This window comes from Flavobacterium sp. AC105 (assembly GCF_979258495.1).
In genome coordinates, this window is record NZ_OZ409860.1 from 2,484,521 (window position 1) to 2,503,424 (window position 18,904).

The following is an 18,904-nucleotide window of genomic DNA, read 5'->3' on the forward strand; positions in this document are numbered from 1 at the left end:
ACAAAACATTCCGAAAGGCTGTTGCATTATAATCTATATGATGATTGATAGCCACTGCAGTACTAGTCGTACTCCTTTGAAGACTAAAAATGGATATTGCGATATATTGCGTTATTACGGTATGGACAACAATTAAAAGTGCTATCCAGCGACACAAAGAAGAAATTCGTGTAAATGAGAGAGTAGAATTATTCAGCATATAATTATTTTTTAGTTTAACAAAAAATGTATTGTAGGCTGATATAAAATCAATTGGCTTAAAAAAGCTAAAAAAACAAATGGCTTAAGAAATTATCTCATCAAATCGCGATGAAGATCAAACAGATAAATATTTTAAAGTCATAAAATATTTACAATCAATAACATAAAGGTATGTTAAATGAAGGAAATTATTTACGGTTATTTTATAAAGATGTTTCAAATTATAAAATGAAACAATAATCTGCTATCCATCCTATTTTGAGATAGATTCTGTTTTATAAAAAAGCAGTAAATTTTAGAAGGTTTAATTTGTGTAAGAATTTTTGCAAACAATCTGAAAACAGTTTATTTTATTGAAAGAAAAGACTTATTTTGTGTTTTTGATAAGATTTTCAGATACCCAATTTTCTGTAGAATTTATGAAAATCGGCACTTGAGTTTTTTGAATAAATTTGAGAAGCCAAAAACTATTTTTTAGTAAGTTTTTACAACAATTTACTTAACTTGCAACATTAGAATATAAGATAAATAGTATTTTTTAGTTAAAGTAAGTGCTTTTGAGCTTCTTTTTTAACTTTTAATTTGGTTTTTTACGCTAAAAGAGGTTTCAAGATTGTAAGTAAGAATGTAAAGGACTTTAATTTAAATATTTAAATATTTGATAGAAAGTAATTCGATATTTATTTAAAAGTCTCAATTGTCAGTCTGAGCGATCCCGAGGCTTTGGGAGAAGACCCGCAAAGTGAGTAACCACAGATGAAAATAATCTTTGAGCCTTAGTGGCAGAACCCAGCTTAACATAAAAGGAGAATAAACTTTGAGACTTTGAGCCTTAGTGGCAGAAGACTACGTTAAGAAATTATGCAATAGATTTCACAATTTCTTTTTCTTCTTTTTCTTTTTCAGCCAAATTATAAATCCCGTTATTGGCAAACTTGCAGCAATAAAACTTGCCAGACAAGCGACAATTTTTCCGAAAAGACCAAAAAGGCGTCCCGTATGAAGATCATAATTTGTGGCTTCGAGAATATCAGCACGATTAAAATCGGTGTATAATTTATAACGCAGCAATTGTCCTGTTTTTACATTGTAGTAAAAAGTATTTTGTTTTCGGGACCAATTATACGGATACAACAATCTCAATCTTAAATCTCCGGTCTTTTTTATTGATAAAGTAGCTAAATCAGCACCAGGATATTGTTGCGTCGCCGTTTTATAAATTCGGTCGTAGCGTATTGCTAACGGTTCTTCGATAGGAATACGTTCTGGTTGTGCTTCTTTTCCATCTGTAAGTTTAGTTCCTGTCAGGAATGCAGCTGTATTTTTAACCTCCTTAAATGCAAAAAATAAACCTGTAAGCGCAATAACAATCAAAATAAATGAAGCATAAAATCCTAAAACATTATGCAAATCATAATTCACACGTTTAAAAGTTCCTTTCCATTTAATGGTTAAAGATTGTCTAATTAATCTCATTTGGTTTGGAAACCAAAGAATAATTCCAGTCACTAACATTAATGTAAAAATTACGACTGACCAGCGCTGAATAAAACTTCCGGTTTCGCCCAAAAGCAATTCTGTGTGAAGTTTTCTAACGACAGTTAACCAATCCGGTTTTTCGTTATCAACTAAAGAGCCGTCGTATGGATTAAAATAATATGTTTTCTTTTTTGTGCCGATTTCTATAGAAGCGTTCGGGACTTTTTGGTTTATTCTGATTAAAGTAATTTTCCCTTTCGGAACTTCTTTCTGAAAATTAGTTACAATTTTTTCAAGACCTATAAATGGTTTTTCCTGAATAGCAGTATAGAGTTCGGTTTGTTTCGAGGCATTTCTTATTTCTTCTTCAAAAACATAAATACAACCCGTAATACTAATTATAAAAACAATAATTCCGGTTGATAAACCCAGCCATAAATGAACTTGACGGGCTAAATTTTTAATTTGTTTTTGATTCAATTTGAAAATCATTTAGTAGATAATGTTGATTTTTTCTGCGTATTCTTAATACAGTGCGCGCAAATATAGCTGTATTTTAGAAACAGTCCAAATAATAATTAGATCTCAAAAACTTTATTAAAGTTTGTTTTATACGCTTATTTAAAGGAATTTATTTTCAAAAAAAATAATGTTTTGCTGTTGATAGATTAAAAAAAATATTGTTCTTTTGCGATTTAATTTAGAATCAGTTTAAATAAGAATAACATGACAACACCCTTACCCAAAATTCCTTTTTTTCTAGCATACCTACACCATAAAATACAAAGCTCAAAACATATTTCCGCATTATTATTGATGCTTTTTTTACTTCTAAATGTTGGTTTTGTGAATGCTCAAACCGCATCGACAGGACAAATCTCCGGTACTGTAATAACCAACGACGGAAATGCCGGACAAGGAATTATTGTAAAATTGATAGAAATAAATAAAAGTGCCGTAACCAATTCTGCAGGTAAATATGAATTTAAAAAACTGCCATTAGGAAAATATACTTTAGAAGTTACGATGACAGGTTATGCATCTTCTACAGAAACCGCCGAGATTACAGAACAAGTTTCAAGTACTGAAGTAGATATCAGAGTAAATTCATCTGTAGAAAATCTGGAAGATGTCGTAATTCGTACTGGAGGAAACCGTTTTGCCAAAAAAGAAAGTTTTGATGTAGCGAAAATGCCTTTAAAAAACATCGAAAATTCGCAGGTTTATATCGTAGTAAGCAAAGAATTAATGAAGGAACAAGTTGTTACAGATTACAATAGTGCCTTTAAAAACGTTCCCGGAGCCGGTATTGCCGAAGTAAGAAATCAAGGCCGTACAACTTCAATTTCAAGAGGATTTCCAACTCCGCAAGTTGTTAGAAACGGAGTAGGAAGTTTTACCTATACTACAATTGATCCTTCAAATTTAGAGCGAATTGAGGTTATTAAAGGTCCATCGGCAACATTATTTGGAAGTACATTATCATCTTTTGGCGGATTATTTAACCGTGTTACCAAAAAACCTTTTGATACTTTCAAAGGCGAAATTTCGTATTCTGCAGCAAGTTGGGATTTGAACAGATTAACAGCTGATATCAATACACCGCTTAACGAAGATAAAAGTGCTTTGCTAAGAATCAATACCGCTTTGCATAGCGAAAGAAGCTTTCAGGATGCAGGATTTAACAGAAACTTCTCGATTGCACCAAGTTTTTCGTATCAAATTAATGATCGTTTAAGCCTTTTAATTGATATAGAATTTAGTTTATATAAAGCCACTTCACCAACAAGATTAGCGCCGTTCGTGGTAAAAGGAACCGAAAGCAGTATCGAAGATCTTGATATTCCGTACAAATTATCTTTTGCCAACAATACCATTAATTATACGAGTCAGCAATATAATGTTTTCACGCAGTTAAAGTATAAAATATCTGATGAATGGACATCTCAAACTATTTTATCCAGAACAAGATCATCATCAGACGGTTATGTTGTGGGATTACAAATGATGTCAGCAACAACAATAAGACAACAAGTTACGTATCAGGAATCGCCATTTTACGGAACAGATATTCAGCAGAATTTTATTGGTCAGTTTAAAATTGGCCAGCTAAAAAACAGAGTCGTAGCCGGAGTTGATTATTATAGTCTACGTGCAACACGTAATGATGCCATGATAAACATGCCGGCAATGGATTATAAAAAACCGGGCGATGCCTATAATAATTTTAATGTTGATAAAGTAGCGCCAATGTTTGCTACTGCAAAATTCAACAATTTTGTTTCTAATGACGAAGAAACGTATAGCGCTTATGTGTCTGATGTTTTGAATGTTACGGACAGGTTATTAGCCATGGGAGGAATTCGTGTAGACCGATATATCAACAACGGAACCTATTATCCAAGTAAAGATTCTATAGCCGGAAATTACAATCAAACCGCATTTTCTCCAAAATTTGGAGTTGTGTACCAAATTATGAAAGACAAAATTGCTGTTTTTGGTAATTATATGAATGGTTTCAGTAACGTTTCAGGTTCTGATTTTTACGGAAATACATTCAAACCAAATCAGGCGAACCAATGGGAGGGAGGTTTTAAATTTGACCTTAGTAAAATATCGGCTACATTGAGTTATTATGACATCAGCGTAACAAATATTACACGTGACGATCCTAATAATGCTAACTTTTTAATTCAGGACGGAACTCAGGTTAGTAAAGGTTTTGAAGCCGAGTTGATTGCCAACCCCATTTCGGGCTTAAATATCGTCGCCGGTTATACCTATAATGATAGTAAATACGAAAAAAGTAATGCAAGTGTTCAGGGATTGCGACCTACAACAGCAGGATCTCCGCGAACGGCAAATTTATGGGCGAGTTATAGAGTTACTACAGGAATGGCACAAGGTTTAGGAATTGGTTTTGGAGGAATTTACGGAAGTGAATATTACCAGACAAACACGACTACTTTCAAATTCTCAATTCCGTCCTACACTGTATTAGATGCTTCACTTTTTTATGACCAGCCAAAATACAGATTGGGTCTTAAAGTAGACAACTTAACAAATGAGAAATATTGGTCATACCGACTTGCGGCTCAAAACCCGACGCGTATAACGGCAAATTTTACGTTTAAATTCTAATAATCTTATTTAGTACAAGCTTTTTAGAAAATAAAATGAATCTCGCAAAAGCGCTAAAACCCAAAGTTTAAAATATAATATTGTCATTTCGACGGAGGAGAAATCACACTAGAAACTCCGCACAGAAAGTCGTTGTCGAGTTACGCGTGTGATTTCTCCTCAGTCGAAATGACAAACCTTCGAGATTTATTTGGGTAAAAGGGAATATTTCAATCAAATGAAGTATTCCCTTTTACTTATTTATGGAGCCAGGCTTTAAACTCAGCTGCCTTGTTTTTGCTTATAATAATGTCAATGGTAGAATTTGGAACCACTTCAATTTTGAGCTGATTATTACCATATTTAATAATCTTATCGATTGATTTAATCGACAGAATAAACTGTCTGTTCGCCCTGAAAAAAACACTATTGCCCAATTCGTTATGAATTTCATCCAGACTGCTCGTGCTCGTTGTAATTTTTCCGTTTAAATCTTTCACGTAAGTGATCGTATTTTCCATATAAACGTAGGCAATCTGATCAATTTCAAGCGCAACAAGTTCACTTTTTAAATGTGTTAAAATTCTTTTTATAGGAGAAGTTGGAGTCGGAATCTCCGTTTTAATATGATCCTGATGTTCCAGTTTTGATTTATAACTCGTAAGATCATGATTCAGTTTTGATAAACTTAAAACCTCATTAAAAAGATCTTCATTTTTTAATTCCAGTTTTCTTTCATAACGGCTTCCGAAAAGGCGAATCATAAAAAAAGAAAGCAAGACAATCAAAGCGCCCGTTGCGATATACACCAGAATAAAATAGAATTTCAGGTTCTGAACCTGGTCATTAATATTTTTCAGGTTAGCATGAGAAGCCACAATCCACTCTGTGTTTTTAACCGGATAAAGGTATATAATTTCAGATTCATGCTTGGGATCATTAAAATTCCGGATTCCGCCGCCTTCCGTTTTATTTTTTAGATATGAATAAAAATCTTCAGGATTTACCTCATCATGCGTTTTTGAAATAAAAGATTCATCAGGTCCCGTCATTCGCCCAATTTTCTCCGGATTGGGATGACAGATTTCTTTTCCCGTTTGATCAAACATGCAAAGAAATCCTGTTTGAGTATCTGTTTTTTCGATGCTTTTTTGTACATTATTTATGATTACCTTTCTGTCAGGAATTTGTTGCGCCTGATACGATATAAGATTGGCCATTTCCTTGGCTTCTCTTTTACTGGATTCAATCTGTATTTTCAGGAATTGTTGGGTACTCAGGTTTACCAAATAATTCATGCTAAAGTATCCGCAGATGTACACAACAACAAGTAAGGATAAAAACGTAAAAAGATAAAGCCTGTCTTTTCTCATAAGAAAGTTTGAATTGATGATTCAAATTTAATTAATAATAATCCGCTGTCTGTAATTCCTGAACAAATATTTAATACTGTTTTTTTTTGGAACTCAATAAAATATCTCACCCCGATGGTTTTTTTTGAAATAAAGCCGAATAAATATCTCGCAAAATCGCAAAGGTTTGTCATTTCGACGAAGGAGAAATCTCCGTAAGTAACTCCGCAACGTAAATCTAACCTTTGTCGAGCTTCTCGCGGAGATTTCTCCTTCGTCGAAATGACAATGTTGTGTTTAAACTTTGCGTCTTAGCGCCTTTGCGAGATTAATTTTTCGAAAAGCTTAACTTAATGACATTGCCCTCTGGGGCTTTTTATTGCATTGCTTAAGAAGCTCCATCGGAGCATCATATTTATAGTAAACAGAAATATTGGATGATAAAAGTTCCAGCGGAACGACATATTATTTATAACAAATGAAAATATTTATAATCATTTTAATCCTGTAATCTGCGGCTTTAAATTTTGTTGCGGTTTACTGATAAATTTCAAAATTGATTTTTTAAAATAAACTAAAATCTTTCAATTCCATTTATTCCCTTTTAAGTTCATTTTTTCCCTTTCGTGCAGTTTTTGTTGATTCTAATAAGCGTTCATGCCTTTATTTGCAGTATAAAATTCAAAACAAGATTATTTTTGATTTTGCCAAATTTTGATTTTACAGATTAAAATTGAGTTTCCAATTTAAGATTTAAATAGAAAAACCAACCCTATGAAAAAACAGAAAATATACAAAAGAAAGGCCGTCATGATTCCAATAATAATCTTGTTTTTGATTTTTGCGGGAATACAATTTTGGCAGCCGGAAATTACAAATCCGCCCGTTACCGGAAATGTAAAAGTACCTCATCAGGTCGAAACTATTTTAAGAAATTCCTGTTATGCTTGTCATTCTAACGAAACGAATTTGGCTTGGTATGATAAAATAGTTCCCGTTTCGTGGCTGGTTGCCCAACATATAAAAAAGGGCAGGAGCGGACTTAATTTTTCGAACTGGGATCAATTAGCTCCGGCAGATCAAAAAGCAAAACTTTGGGAATCTGTAAACCAGATTGATCAGGGTGCGATGCCGTTGAGCAGTTATACGCTGGCACATCCTCAGGCTAAGATTTCTCAAGAAGATCTGAAAGTACTAAAAGATTATATCTGGGACCTGAAAGTAAACAATGTACCTGAGGATACAGCGAAAATAAAAGCACTGAAAAACCAATCAGAAGTATTAAAAAAGACTGAAAAATTGGCTGAAATATCCAAAGCCCCAAACGGAATTGCCTATATCTCTGATTATAAAAACTGGGCAGTAATAAGCACAACTCAGCGTTTGGACAACGGAACAATGCGAATTATTTTCGGGAATGCTGTTGCTGTGCAAGCCATTAAAGACAAGAAAATTAGTCCGTGGCCGGATGGTACTATTTTAGCGAAAGCCGCTTACGAAGAAATTGAAGATGTGGACGGAAATATTTCGCAAGGCGCTTTTAAACAAGTCGAATATATGATTAAAGATCAGAACAAATACAAGAAAACAAAAGGCTGGGGTTTTGCCCGATTTAAAACAACAGAACTGGTTCCGTATGGCAAAAACACCGATTTTGTGATCGAATGTATGAATTGCCACAAACCAATGGAGAAAAACGATTATGTATTCACGCTTCCAATCCGACAATAATATGAAAACGATAGTTTATTTTACCGCACTTATTGCTTTGTTTTTTCTTTTTGCCTGTTCCAATTCAAACGAAAAGGCCTTAAATACAGAAGCTTCCCTTCCGAGCGAATTACTGAATAAAGTTTCAGGTTTAAAAGTCATCAATTCTTCGATTAATAATAAAAGACACACCACTTCATTATTGTACGGAAATCAAAAAGCAATTGAAAGAATTCAATCCAATAGTTCTATTTTCCAAAAAGGAGAAAAACTGATCTGGATCACGTGGAATCAGAAACCAGATCCCAACTGGTTTGGTGCTGTAATCCCGGGGAAACTGATTTCATTTGAAACGCTCGAATCTGTTTCTAAAAACGGAATTCTACACTATCAGAAATTCGGTGGAAGTCCAATTCAAATTCAAAATGATACAATTGGTAATCATAACAGAATTAAAATTTTATTACATCAAAAAATGGCAATTCTGCCTTAATACTAAAATAACTGAGATTGAATCCAGTTATGTTTCAATAATAAAAAACTCCAAAGTCATGGATTTGGAGTTTTTATTTTACAGATAATTCTGTAATTTCTGATTTTAATTATATAAGTTTTTTAGTTTATTATTTAAGAAGTTTGATGTGAAATAAAAACGGTCAGATTTCGTTTTTAAAGATATAATTACCTGATTTGTAAACTCCTTAAATCTTAAAGCCATGAAAAAATTAACTTACATTTTTATTCTCTCGAATATATTATTGACGCAGATTAGCTGTTCAAATGACAAAGTTATCGATGATGTAGATCCGGGTACCATTACTCCGCCAGTCGAAAATAATGCGCCTAATACCAATTATAAACCTGCATTTGCCGGACAAACCCGTGCAAATGGTGTTCAGACGACTACAAAATACGAATCAAAAATTGTTACCTCAGCTTTAAGCGCTCCGTGGGGCGTTAAAAGTCTTCCTGACGGAAGATTATTAATAACAGAAAAGTCAGGAACAATGCGTATTGTAACTGTAGCAGGAGTTGTTGGTAATAAAATTACAGGAATTCCTGCCGTTAATTCAAGTGGTCAGGGAGGTTTATTAGGATTGTGTATTGATCCTGAATTTGCGACTAACCGTATGATTTACTGGGTTTTTTCGGAATCTGCAACAGGTGGCAATCAAACTTCGGTTGCTAAAGGAAAATTATCAAATGATGAAAAAACGATTGAAGGAGCAACGGTAATTTATCGTGCAAATCCTGCAAATCCGAGTGACTTGCATTATGGCGGAAGAATACTTTTTGATAAAACAGGAAATCTTATCGTAAGTACCGGGGAACGTTCTGTACTTCAGACCCGACCTTTGGCACAATCCGTTTCGGCAGCTTTAGGAAAAGTAATCAGAATAACGAAAGACGGACAACCAGCTGCCGGAAATCCTATTTTTAATCAAACAGGAGCGTTGCCGGAATTGTATACTATGGGCCATAGAAATCCACAAGGATTGGCGCTTCATCCTGTAACAGGCGAAATTTGGCAAAGCGAACATGGACCTCGTGGTGGTGATGAAATTAATCGTCTGAAAGCGGGTTCGAATTATGGATGGCCAACAATTACATACGGAATTGAATATAGCGGAGAAAAAGTAGGAGAGGGAATTCAGCAAAAAGAAGGTTTAGAACAACCTGTGTATTATTGGGATCCTGTTGTTTCGCCAAGCGGAATGACTTTCTACAGCGGTAATCGCGTTCCGGAATGGGAAAATAATCTTTTCATAGGCGCCCTAAGCGGAATGCATATTGTTCGTCTTGCTTTTAAAGATAATAAAGTGATAGGCGAAGAAAGGCTTCTTGCCGCAGAAGGTCAACGTTTTAGAGATATTACCCAAGGAAATGATGGTGCCTTATATGCCGTTACAGATCAGGGCAGACTTTATAAAATTGATAAGAAAATTGATTAATCATAATATAAAAAAATGGCGCTATTATTAGCGCCATTTTTTGTTTAGAAATTATATGTTTTATTCTTTATATACTACTGCCGTAAATTGTTTTCGTTTGAAAATCTTGTACAAATAAATTTTAAATCTTTTGTATTGATAAGAAATAAACAATGCTATAGCATTTACAAAACAGAAAAATATTCCCGCAATGAATAATACTGAAAATGTTATGATTGTGGTGAGAATTCCGATTGTGATTAGAAGTTTTTTCATTGGGTTGTGAGTTGTTAAATTTACCGTATATGGTATTGAGGCTACTAAGTTGATTCCATATTTATTATTATATGTATTAATATCACAGTATATAATTTACAGTAGCTCCTCTGGAAATAGCGTGTTGCAGAGAGTATCATCAAATGACGCCGTTTTAAGGTTTTAATTTTATGCGACTAAACTTCAACATTGTTGATTTTCAGCAATTCATTTATTAATTCGTAATATTCTGGATAGATAATTTTTACATGTTGGTTAAAATTATCGGCTAGTTTTTCATTGTATTTATCAATCAATAAGTGTACATATCCGGATTCAGTTGCTAATACGTAATCCGGATCGATGATTGTGCCTATAGATAATTTCATTTTATTTGCAATAACAGCACAAAAATATTGTTCCCAAACCACACATAATTTATCTAAAGGAACATGCATCTTAAAATGTTTTTCGTTATTATCAACAAATGCAAAGACAGAGTCACAGAATAATTTATTAAAATCGAGATTATTGCATCCGTAAATACCTAAGTTTAATGCATGTTTTTTGTCATGAAAACCAATAGGTAAATTTTTCCCGTTTTTTTCTAACAAATCGATATACGGCATATATGTCTTATTATACGTATCCATACTAAAGGGTTCAATATTTTGAACATACAAATCGTTACTTACAAGTTTATCAGAGAATGCTTCGAATAAAATTACATCCAGATCTACGTGCATGAAAGGTTCTTTTTGTATGCTATATGCTTTTATTTTACCCAGAGCCCATGAATTCTTATCGTATTTCTCTAATTCATCAAGATCTGTTTTAATGGATTCGAATGGCAATCCTAATTTTTCTATCCATAATTTGCTACGGCTATCTGTAACCATTTCAACCCTGCCATAATGTTTGTAACTATTTAAAACAGATATTACCATTGACGACAGCATTAACCTCGAATTAAACCAATTTCCTGGTTTTTTTAAACCATTGCCAGTATCCCAATAACTATAAACTACTTTCATTATTTAATTGTTATAGTAATTGAATATTGAGGGCCTGATGATGTAACGGTTGCTCTCAAACTGCTTCCCGTATTAGAAAAATATCCATTTGTACTGTTTGACCCGGCTGTCATGTAAAAATAATTTGATGTAGTTAAACCTACTACAGGTGTGTATAAATCAATAACAAATGTTCCATTAGAGAATAAACTAGTATATGAAGTATTAAACTGATATAAAGCACCATGTGCTAATGCTGGAACTGATATATAGGCGACACTTGTTCCATTAGCTTTGATCGCCATATAAGTAGCACTAATTGTATGGCCTGTCATATTATTTAAATAACCAGTACTGACAGTACCGCCGCCACCGCCGCCAGAAGAAACTGCTGTGTGATTATAACCACGCCATTCGCTAATTGTTGCAGGATTTGTGCTTGATGGTTTAGAGGAACTATTTTGATTAATAGTAACATAAGAGCCATTTTCGGCAGCATCTAAAGATATAGATGCTGTTCGTGTTCTTCCTAATTCTACATTTATGTCTCCCATTGAGATTGGACCGCTTGTAGGTAATGCCATTATTGTTTTATGTTTAAGTGTTGTAGAATGTCTTCTACTTTTTTATTAAGTTTTTTATTGATTTGTTGCTGTTCTTCGATTAGAATTTGTTGTTCTTTAACGGCTTCAAACAATACTGCAACCGCATTTTGATATTTAACCGCTTTTGTTCCATCTTCTTGTGTAATTACCAATTCAGGGAAAGCGCCTTCAAGCTCCTGAGCGATAAATCCAATGTTATCTTTTTCCTTAGTATCAATTCTATCGTATAAAACTCCTCTTGAAGCTTGTATTCTTTTAAGTGAATCTTTAATTGGTCTGATGTTTTCTTTAACTCTTGCATCAGAGAAAGCTACAACATCTCCTGATACTGTTAATGAAGCACCGGTTATTGCTCCTGAAAATGCTGAAAAAGAGCTGTAATTACCTGAATGGAGCATATCATACCAACCTCCCCAAGAGGTGTCAATTCCTTTACGAAGTCTAAGCCCAGGTAATCCGGAACCATTAATGCCGCTTTCATTTCTAAAGGCTAATTGATAAGAAGAATCTCCAGTAGAAGCTGATAAGCCATCCCAGGGAGCAAATGTCATTACACCACCATAATTCCCGGATCCTCCCACAGTTGCCGCATTAACAAAATCGAAATTAACGGTTCTTGCAAATGAGTTTGGTAATCGATCACTTAAAGTTCTTGGTCCATCAACAAATGATATTCTTCTGGCAGAAGTTGAACTATCAGCATTTCCAGATAATGGTCCAACAAAATTTGAACCTGTAAATACGCCTGTAGCACTAATACTGGCAACATTTGTGTTTACGGAACGAAATACCCAGCCTCTGTTTGTTGCGCCAGCCATTGTGAAGTAAGTTGCCCAATCTCCGTTTACAGATCCATATCCTCCATAATTAGATGTTGTTGCAAACATTAATCCATACGAAGGCATACCGTTTACAGCACCGGCATATAATGATATTCCCTGACCAGATCCTGTCGTTTGGGCGACTCCAAGAGCTGAGCTAGTTGCTAATCCGCTTGTAATGAAATTACCATTATTGGCAAAAATAAATTGTGATGAAGCATTTGCAGCATTTCCAAAATGAATTCCAATTGAGTCTGCACCATACTGACCTGCAGCTCCTTGAAAATAACTTAAACCATAGCCATCAGAATCACCAAAAGACCAAATTCTATTTCTTGTATTTGTAGCGTAATTAGCCGTTTGAAATCCGCTGCCTGAAGAAACAATACCGGAAAATGCAGAATACCCTGCGTAATTTCCGTCAGTTATAAATCTACCCCATGAACCCCAGGTGCTACTATCTCCATTATGTGTTCGAAATCTCACATCAGCAATACCTGATCCGTAATTTGAGTTTAACTGCAAACTATATCCTCCTGAACCAAAATGTATCAATTGGCCACTTAAAGGACAGTTATTTGAATAGGAAAATCCAGATTTGTTTTCAGCAATTGTGTTTGCATCGTAACCCGGTGCAGTAATCCAGCCATCGTACCATCTATTTGTTGCAGTTGTTGCCAAACCTAAACTGCTTATAAAATTTGCCGGAGTATAATATCTCAAATATTGGTCATTTGAAGCGTAAATTCTGCTAATTGGAGTTAATCCGCTATCACCGGAAACTGTATTGATCCATCCAGCCTGGATATAACCATTACTATCTGTTCTTACAATTTTATTTGGTTCGCTGTTAGTGGCTGAGTGAACAAGAAGTCCGCCCACGGTATTTGCATTTCCATCAATACTAACTCCAGTTAATGTTTGTGCAGCACTAGATCTATTGAAGGCTAAATTTGTAGTACCAATATAATGTGTACCGGATAAGACCAGAGCATCTGTGATACCAAAACCAGACAAAGTTGTTGGTTTTGATGAAATTTCTCCCCAAGACGGAACATATCCAATAGATTTATAAAGTCCGGCATGATTTCCCCATCCAAAAGAAGTTTGGCCATTTAGAATCCTTGCGTCATTTCCCTCGGCAATTGTACCGCTTGTAGTTCCGAAATTTTTATTAAAAGCTGTATTTTTTATAATAGAAGGTTCATAGCTTCCTGCTGCTTGTTTCCCGTTTAATTGTGTTTGAATAGAACTTGTTGCGTCATTAAATGCTTGCTGATTTGCAGATTGAAATTTTCTATTTACTGTTTCAGTAATTTGATCTGCAGAATAATCTCCTGATTGAGAAGTAATTGCACCGTTTCGACCAAAAACGGTAGTTACAGCACTTGTAGGCGTTAATAATTCCTGCCAATCACTTAATAATGTAGGATTTGAGCCTTTTAAAATAAATGATTTATTTAAATCAGTTCTCACTGCAATATCTCCTTTTTCTACTGATAATGCCAACATTGCTGCTTGTGAAGCTATTACAAATGTATCGTTTACAGTAATGGATGGAAGTTGAGAAGAAATCAATTTTCCGTCTAAACCAAGTCCGGCATAACCGTTGGCCATATTTTTATTAGACGTATTTTCCGGAACAAACCCTAATGCAGTTTGTTTGGCATTCCAAGCTGTTTTTTCGGTATCACTTACAAATCGATTACCTGAATCCTGAGTAATAATGCTTGCAGGATGATTGGCTGGATGTGTATAATTAGAAAGTGTTCCAAGACGTGTAATTTCAGTATCTGAAAGTAGATTTTTACCTGTAACTTTATCTACTTTATTATTTTGGAGTACTTTCCCCATTTCAGCAGTCAAAGCTTTCGAGGTTCCACCTGAAGTAAGGTCATTAACTAAAATAGTATTTAATGAATTTTGTACTACTTCAATGGCATCGACTAATTTCTGTAATGTATTTAAATTGATATTATCAGATGCTAATAATGCATTAATAGAAGCGATTAAATCTTTTAAAACTTTACCTTGTCTGGCATCTAGTGCTTTACCTTCAATAGTGTAATCAAGAGCATTGTAGCTGTCAATTTTAAGATTGCTGATATTACTAAACTCTAATTGACCATTTTGGTCGGTAGTTAATATTTTGTTTGGCAGATTCTGTTCTAAATCGGCTACTTTTATTCTGTTATGATCTATGCTCATATTTATATTTTAAAATTTATTTCCGGGATATATCCAATAAATTCGGTTACTTTTCTATAGTCTACCAATATCTCTTCATTGGCTGGAATTTCTTTATTAGTAAATAATTCCAAAACGCTGCCAACAAACATTATGTGTGTATTAGGAGCTATTGAATGGTTGCAGTATCGACCTAAATCACTGGTTTCCCACCATTTTTGACTCATATGTTCCTGATACAAATACCTGCATCTTTTATCTACAGGTTTATTGGTAATATACTTGCCAATATAACGTCCGGCTGAGATATTTTGATTCGCAACTATTTTCACATTAGATTTGTCGGCATCATTTATTTTATAATTCATTTTATACCGGATCTGGTGGTTTAATATTGTGTGTCAATACTCCGTTAGCGAAATAGGTATGAGAAGGACTCAATGACATGGGATAAATTTTTCTTTTCTCTTTATTAAGAGATACAGAATTTACCGGTATAATTTCCTGATTGATTCCATATAAATTGTCGCCCACTATAACTTCTCCCATTGGAATAAACTTCCAAACTCCATCACGCTGGATCAATTGTGAATGATAAGGAGTTGCTTCTAATAATCCTTCATTAATAACGATTGTTTCATAGGCAATTTTAGGTTCAATACTCGTTATTGGTGCTGTGATTCTGGTTTCTGATAATTGATTACAAGACCATTTGTATAATTCATTTACATCATTTGTGTCTTTTAATGTTTCAATTTCAGCAGAGAGTAAAAGTTCGTTTACAGCCAATGTTTCAATTGGTTTTTGAGCGCCATTAGGTAACGTAATCAGAGTGCCTTCAACCAAACATACAATTACAATTGGATCGGTTCTCCAGGCTGCTGATGAAGAGAAGCCTGAATAATTTCCGGCAGCATCAAATGCACGAACCTGATAATAATATAATGTATCACGACTGCCTGTATCTTCATAAGAGGTATTGGTTCCGGTATATCTTGTTGCCCAGGTTCCGCTTGACCCAGTTTTTCTTTGAAGCTGATATCCTGTTACAGCGACGTTATCTGTTGAGTTACTCCAATAAATAGCTATTGAACTTTGAGGAGCACCAGATCCATAATCACAATAGATTGTGGTTGGTACACTTGGCGCAGTAGTGTCAACGGCACTAAAAAAGTATACATTAGAAACGATCGATGGGGTAATTGCATCCTGTACCTGATACCAGGTATTTACCGTAGGAATTCCAACGATTCTAGGAGAGCTTGGTGAACCTGTATCGTTTGACCAGGGACCGCTTGAAGAGGAAGTACTTTTTCTTATAGTTATTGCCGAAGTTGAGTATCCAGTCCCACTTAAAGTAAAATAAATATTTCCTGCACTATAACTGGTAATGGTTATCGAAGGCGCTATTGCTGCATGATTATAGCCTCTAAATTCAGATATGGCATGAGGTGCAACCCCGTTAGGTTTTTGATTGCTGTTTGGATTAATATTTGTTGTGGATAATGTTCCGAGAGATGCATTAGTTGCGGATATTCCTTTTTCATTACAGATGTTGCTTAACGAAATAGGACCAGATGAGTTTAAAGCCATTATCTATTTTATTTTAGTTAATAAAAATTCTATTTGTGCTTGCTGTTCTTTGATGGCTTCAATTAATAACGGAACTACTTTAGCGTAATTTACAGTCAGATAATTTTGTCCGGATTTTGAATCTTCGGTACCATCTTCCAGAATTTCTCTGTCAAAAGGTGCCATGGTTACAATTTCTGGCAAAACTGCCTGAACTTCTTGTGCAGAAAGACCTAGTTGTAAAGCATCTGATTCATATCCAAAACTTTTTGCCAATTTGTTATTGGTATAATAAAAGCCATTTAATTTTTTGACTTTATCTAGAGCATTAATTATTTTGCCTTTTTTAGTTTTTAATCTTTCATCAGAATAATAAGCAATTACATCCCCGGTAGCCGTGATATTATTATTGACTAAAAGTTGTTTGTTTCCATAAATTTCAACGTTGGTAGTATTTTGCATCCAGATACCACCTCCGAAAGATGAACTATACCAACCAGAAGGACCGCCTGATCTAAACCATCCATCACAAGAAAATGAGTTTGCTACTCCTGCATCAAAACCAGCAGCAAATCGCGATGCCGTAATTCCTCCCGAAGTCCAGATACCAGTACCAATTGCTGTTTTAGTTGTACCTGCTTCCATTACTAATAATTGATGACTTAATCCAGCTATAGATTGACCGCCAACATTAGAATGCGTCCAGGCTAAACCATAACAATTGTTTGTAGCTGTTCCATCATCAGATAGTTTATAGGCATCACCCATGGCAAAAACCCCTTGATATCTTGTTGATGAATAAACGCCAACAACTCCATTACCATAATTATCATCAATATAAAGATTGCCATTTGCTCGTGATGTTCTGTCTGATAATCTTGCTGAATCCACTCTTACACCATATGTATTATTTCCATTCCAACCCATAAGAGCTGGGAATGAAGGTGTCCATGGTATTTGAGAATTACTATTATTAACTCCTGTATCATCTGGAGAATAACTTGAAGAAGCATCAAAAATAGTATGACCATTCCCGTAATTATTCCAGCTAAGTTGCCCTACAACAGCACTTCTTGTACCATTGCTATTCCAGTTATTTCTATTTGAAGAAAGGTTGGTTGCTGTTACAGCATTTGCACCTATTCCTAAATATTTACTGGACAATGCTGTATTATTTTCATAAAAGGTAACCCCATAAATAGAGTTGAAGTTCCAACCAGGTGTTCCAATGTTTCCGGAATTTCCTGATTGATAAGGAATTATTCCGTTTACTGTTGTTCTGATCCAATCTGTTGTATCTCCATCAGAAGGTCTTGCCATTCCATAAAAACCATTTGCATTTTCAGATCTCATAAATACACCAGCAGGTAATCCACCTACGGTATTAGCGTTTCCGGTTACATTAATTGCCCATGTGCCAGATGCTCCTGAACCTGTTGCAGAAGCTTTTGAATTTAATTGTGCCTGAATAGAACTTGTTGCATCATTATATGCTTGTTGCGTTGCCGATTGAAATTTTCTACTTCCAGTTTCAGTAATTTGGTCGGCGTTATAATCTCCTGTTTGAGAGGTAATTGCACCATTTCGTCCAAAAACAGTTGTAACGTCGCTGGTTGGCGTTAACAATTCTTGCCAATCACTCAAAATTGCAGAATTTGAACCTTTTAAAATAAATGATTTATTTAAATCAGTCCTTACGGCTATATCTCCGGTTTCTGCTGTTAATCCTAACATAGCTGCTTGTGAAGCTGTTACAAATGTATCATTTACGGTGATAGAAGGAAGTTGAGAAGAAATCAGTTTTCCGTCCGGACCAAGTCCTGCATATCCGTTGGAAGTATTTTTATTAGAAGTATTCTCGGGAACAAATCCTAAAGCAGATTGTTTGGCATTCCAGGTTGCTTTTTCAGAATCCGTTACAAATCTATTATTAGGATCCTGAACAATAATGCCCGGATCATGATTTGCCGGATGTGTGTAATTAGAAAGTGTTCCAAGACGTGCAATTTCTGTATCTGAAAGTAGATTTTTACCTGCCACTTTATCTACTTTGTTGTTTTGTAGAACTTTCCCCATTTCAGCAGTCAAAGCTTTTGAAGTTCCGCCAGAAGTAAGGTCATTTACTAAAAGAGTGCTCAAAGAATTTTGACCAGCTTCAATAGCATCGACTAATTTCTGCAGCGTATTTAAATTGATATTATCAGATGCCAATAACGCATTAATATTATCAATTAAATCTTTTAAAACTTTCCCCATTTCAGCAGATAAAGCTTTTGCAGTTCCGCCCGAAGTAAGGTCATTTACTAAAATAGTATTTAAAGAATTTTGAACAACTTCGATAGCGTTTACCAATTCCTGTAGCGAGTTTAAATTGATATTATCAGATGCCAGTAATGCATTAATATTATCAATTAAATCTTTTAAAACTTTACCTTGTCTGGCATCTAATGCTTTACCTGCAACAGTGTAATCAAGTGCATTATAACTATCGACTTTAATACTGTTAATATCAGTAAATTCTAATTCTCCAGTAATAATATTGGTAGTCAGGATTTTGTTTGGCTGATTTCTTTCCAGATCAGCAATTTTTATTCTGTTATGATCTATGCTCATTATTTTTTTATTTATAGTTTAGAGTTGGTTTAAATTTTTCCATGA

12 protein-coding genes are annotated in these 18,904 nt (G+C 34.6%); 4 read left to right on the top strand and 8 right to left on the bottom strand.

Going from position 1 to position 18,904, the window contains the following annotated elements:
* Positions 1–1,074: 1,074 nt before the first annotated feature.
* Positions 1,075–2,160, bottom strand: coding sequence for a PepSY-associated TM helix domain-containing protein (locus ACZ0AH_RS10475; protein WP_463475746.1), 1,086 nt, complete (start codon positions 2,158–2,160; stop codon positions 1,075–1,077).
* A 246-nt stretch (positions 2,161–2,406) separates the two neighbouring features.
* Between ACZ0AH_RS10475 and ACZ0AH_RS10480 the strand changes: the two genes are divergently transcribed.
* Entirely contained in the window at positions 2,407–4,821 is a 2,415-nt protein-coding gene (locus ACZ0AH_RS10480; RefSeq protein WP_463475747.1) for a TonB-dependent siderophore receptor, read from the top strand.
* A gap of 236 nt (positions 4,822–5,057) precedes the next feature.
* Here the strand turns inward: ACZ0AH_RS10480 and ACZ0AH_RS10485 are convergent, their stop codons facing one another.
* A complete protein-coding gene (locus ACZ0AH_RS10485) occupies positions 5,058–6,173 on the bottom strand; it encodes a LytTR family transcriptional regulator DNA-binding domain-containing protein (protein WP_463475748.1) in 1,116 nt (371 codons plus the stop codon).
* Between the two features lie 789 nt (positions 6,174–6,962).
* On the opposite strand from ACZ0AH_RS10485, the gene ACZ0AH_RS10490 reads away from it, so the two are divergent.
* The 3 genes from ACZ0AH_RS10490 (at position 6,963) to ACZ0AH_RS10500 (ending at position 9,814) form a co-directional block, all read left to right on the top strand.
* Positions 6,963–7,883, top strand: a complete 921-nt coding sequence (locus tag ACZ0AH_RS10490) for a heme-binding domain-containing protein (RefSeq protein ID WP_463475749.1) — start codon at positions 6,963–6,965, stop codon at positions 7,881–7,883.
* Position 7,884: 1 nt separating this feature from the next.
* Positions 7,885–8,355 carry a hypothetical protein gene (locus ACZ0AH_RS10495; protein WP_463475750.1) on the top strand — a complete coding sequence of 157 codons (471 nt, stop codon included), beginning with the start codon at positions 7,885–7,887 and terminating at the stop codon, positions 8,353–8,355.
* Positions 8,356–8,578: 223 nt separating this feature from the next.
* Complete coding sequence (locus ACZ0AH_RS10500) at positions 8,579–9,814, top strand: PQQ-dependent sugar dehydrogenase (RefSeq protein WP_463475751.1); 1,236 nt, start codon at positions 8,579–8,581, stop codon at positions 9,812–9,814.
* A 431-nt stretch (positions 9,815–10,245) separates the two neighbouring features.
* Here ACZ0AH_RS10500 and ACZ0AH_RS10505 read toward each other — a convergent pair whose 3' ends face one another.
* The 6 genes from ACZ0AH_RS10505 to ACZ0AH_RS10530 are packed head-to-tail and all read right to left on the bottom strand — an operon-like array spanning position 10,246 to position 18,859.
* Positions 10,246–11,082, bottom strand: a complete 837-nt coding sequence (locus ACZ0AH_RS10505) for a DUF6734 family protein (RefSeq protein WP_463475752.1) — start codon at positions 11,080–11,082, stop codon at positions 10,246–10,248.
* The gene (locus ACZ0AH_RS10510; RefSeq protein ID WP_463475753.1) at positions 11,082–11,645 is read right to left on the bottom strand and encodes a hypothetical protein; all 564 of its coding nucleotides are present in this window, start codon (positions 11,643–11,645) and stop codon (positions 11,082–11,084) included. The genes ACZ0AH_RS10505 and ACZ0AH_RS10510 overlap by 1 nt, the downstream gene beginning before the upstream one ends.
* On the bottom strand, positions 11,645–14,695 hold the full coding sequence (locus ACZ0AH_RS10515) for a tail fiber domain-containing protein (protein ID WP_463475754.1): 3,051 nt from the start codon (positions 14,693–14,695) through the stop codon (positions 11,645–11,647). The genes ACZ0AH_RS10510 and ACZ0AH_RS10515 overlap by 1 nt, the downstream gene beginning before the upstream one ends.
* 2 nt (positions 14,696–14,697) lie before the next feature.
* Positions 14,698–15,042 (bottom strand): SET domain-containing protein, encoded by a 345-nt coding sequence (locus ACZ0AH_RS10520; RefSeq protein WP_463475755.1) that lies wholly within the window; start codon positions 15,040–15,042, stop codon positions 14,698–14,700.
* Between the two features lies 1 nt (position 15,043).
* Positions 15,044–16,267, bottom strand: a complete 1,224-nt coding sequence (locus ACZ0AH_RS10525; protein ID WP_463475756.1) for a Hint domain-containing protein — start codon at positions 16,265–16,267, stop codon at positions 15,044–15,046.
* 3 nt (positions 16,268–16,270) lie between these two features.
* Complete coding sequence (locus ACZ0AH_RS10530; RefSeq protein ID WP_463475757.1) at positions 16,271–18,859, bottom strand: tail fiber domain-containing protein; 2,589 nt, start codon at positions 18,857–18,859, stop codon at positions 16,271–16,273.
* Positions 18,860–18,904: the final 45 nt, after the last annotated feature.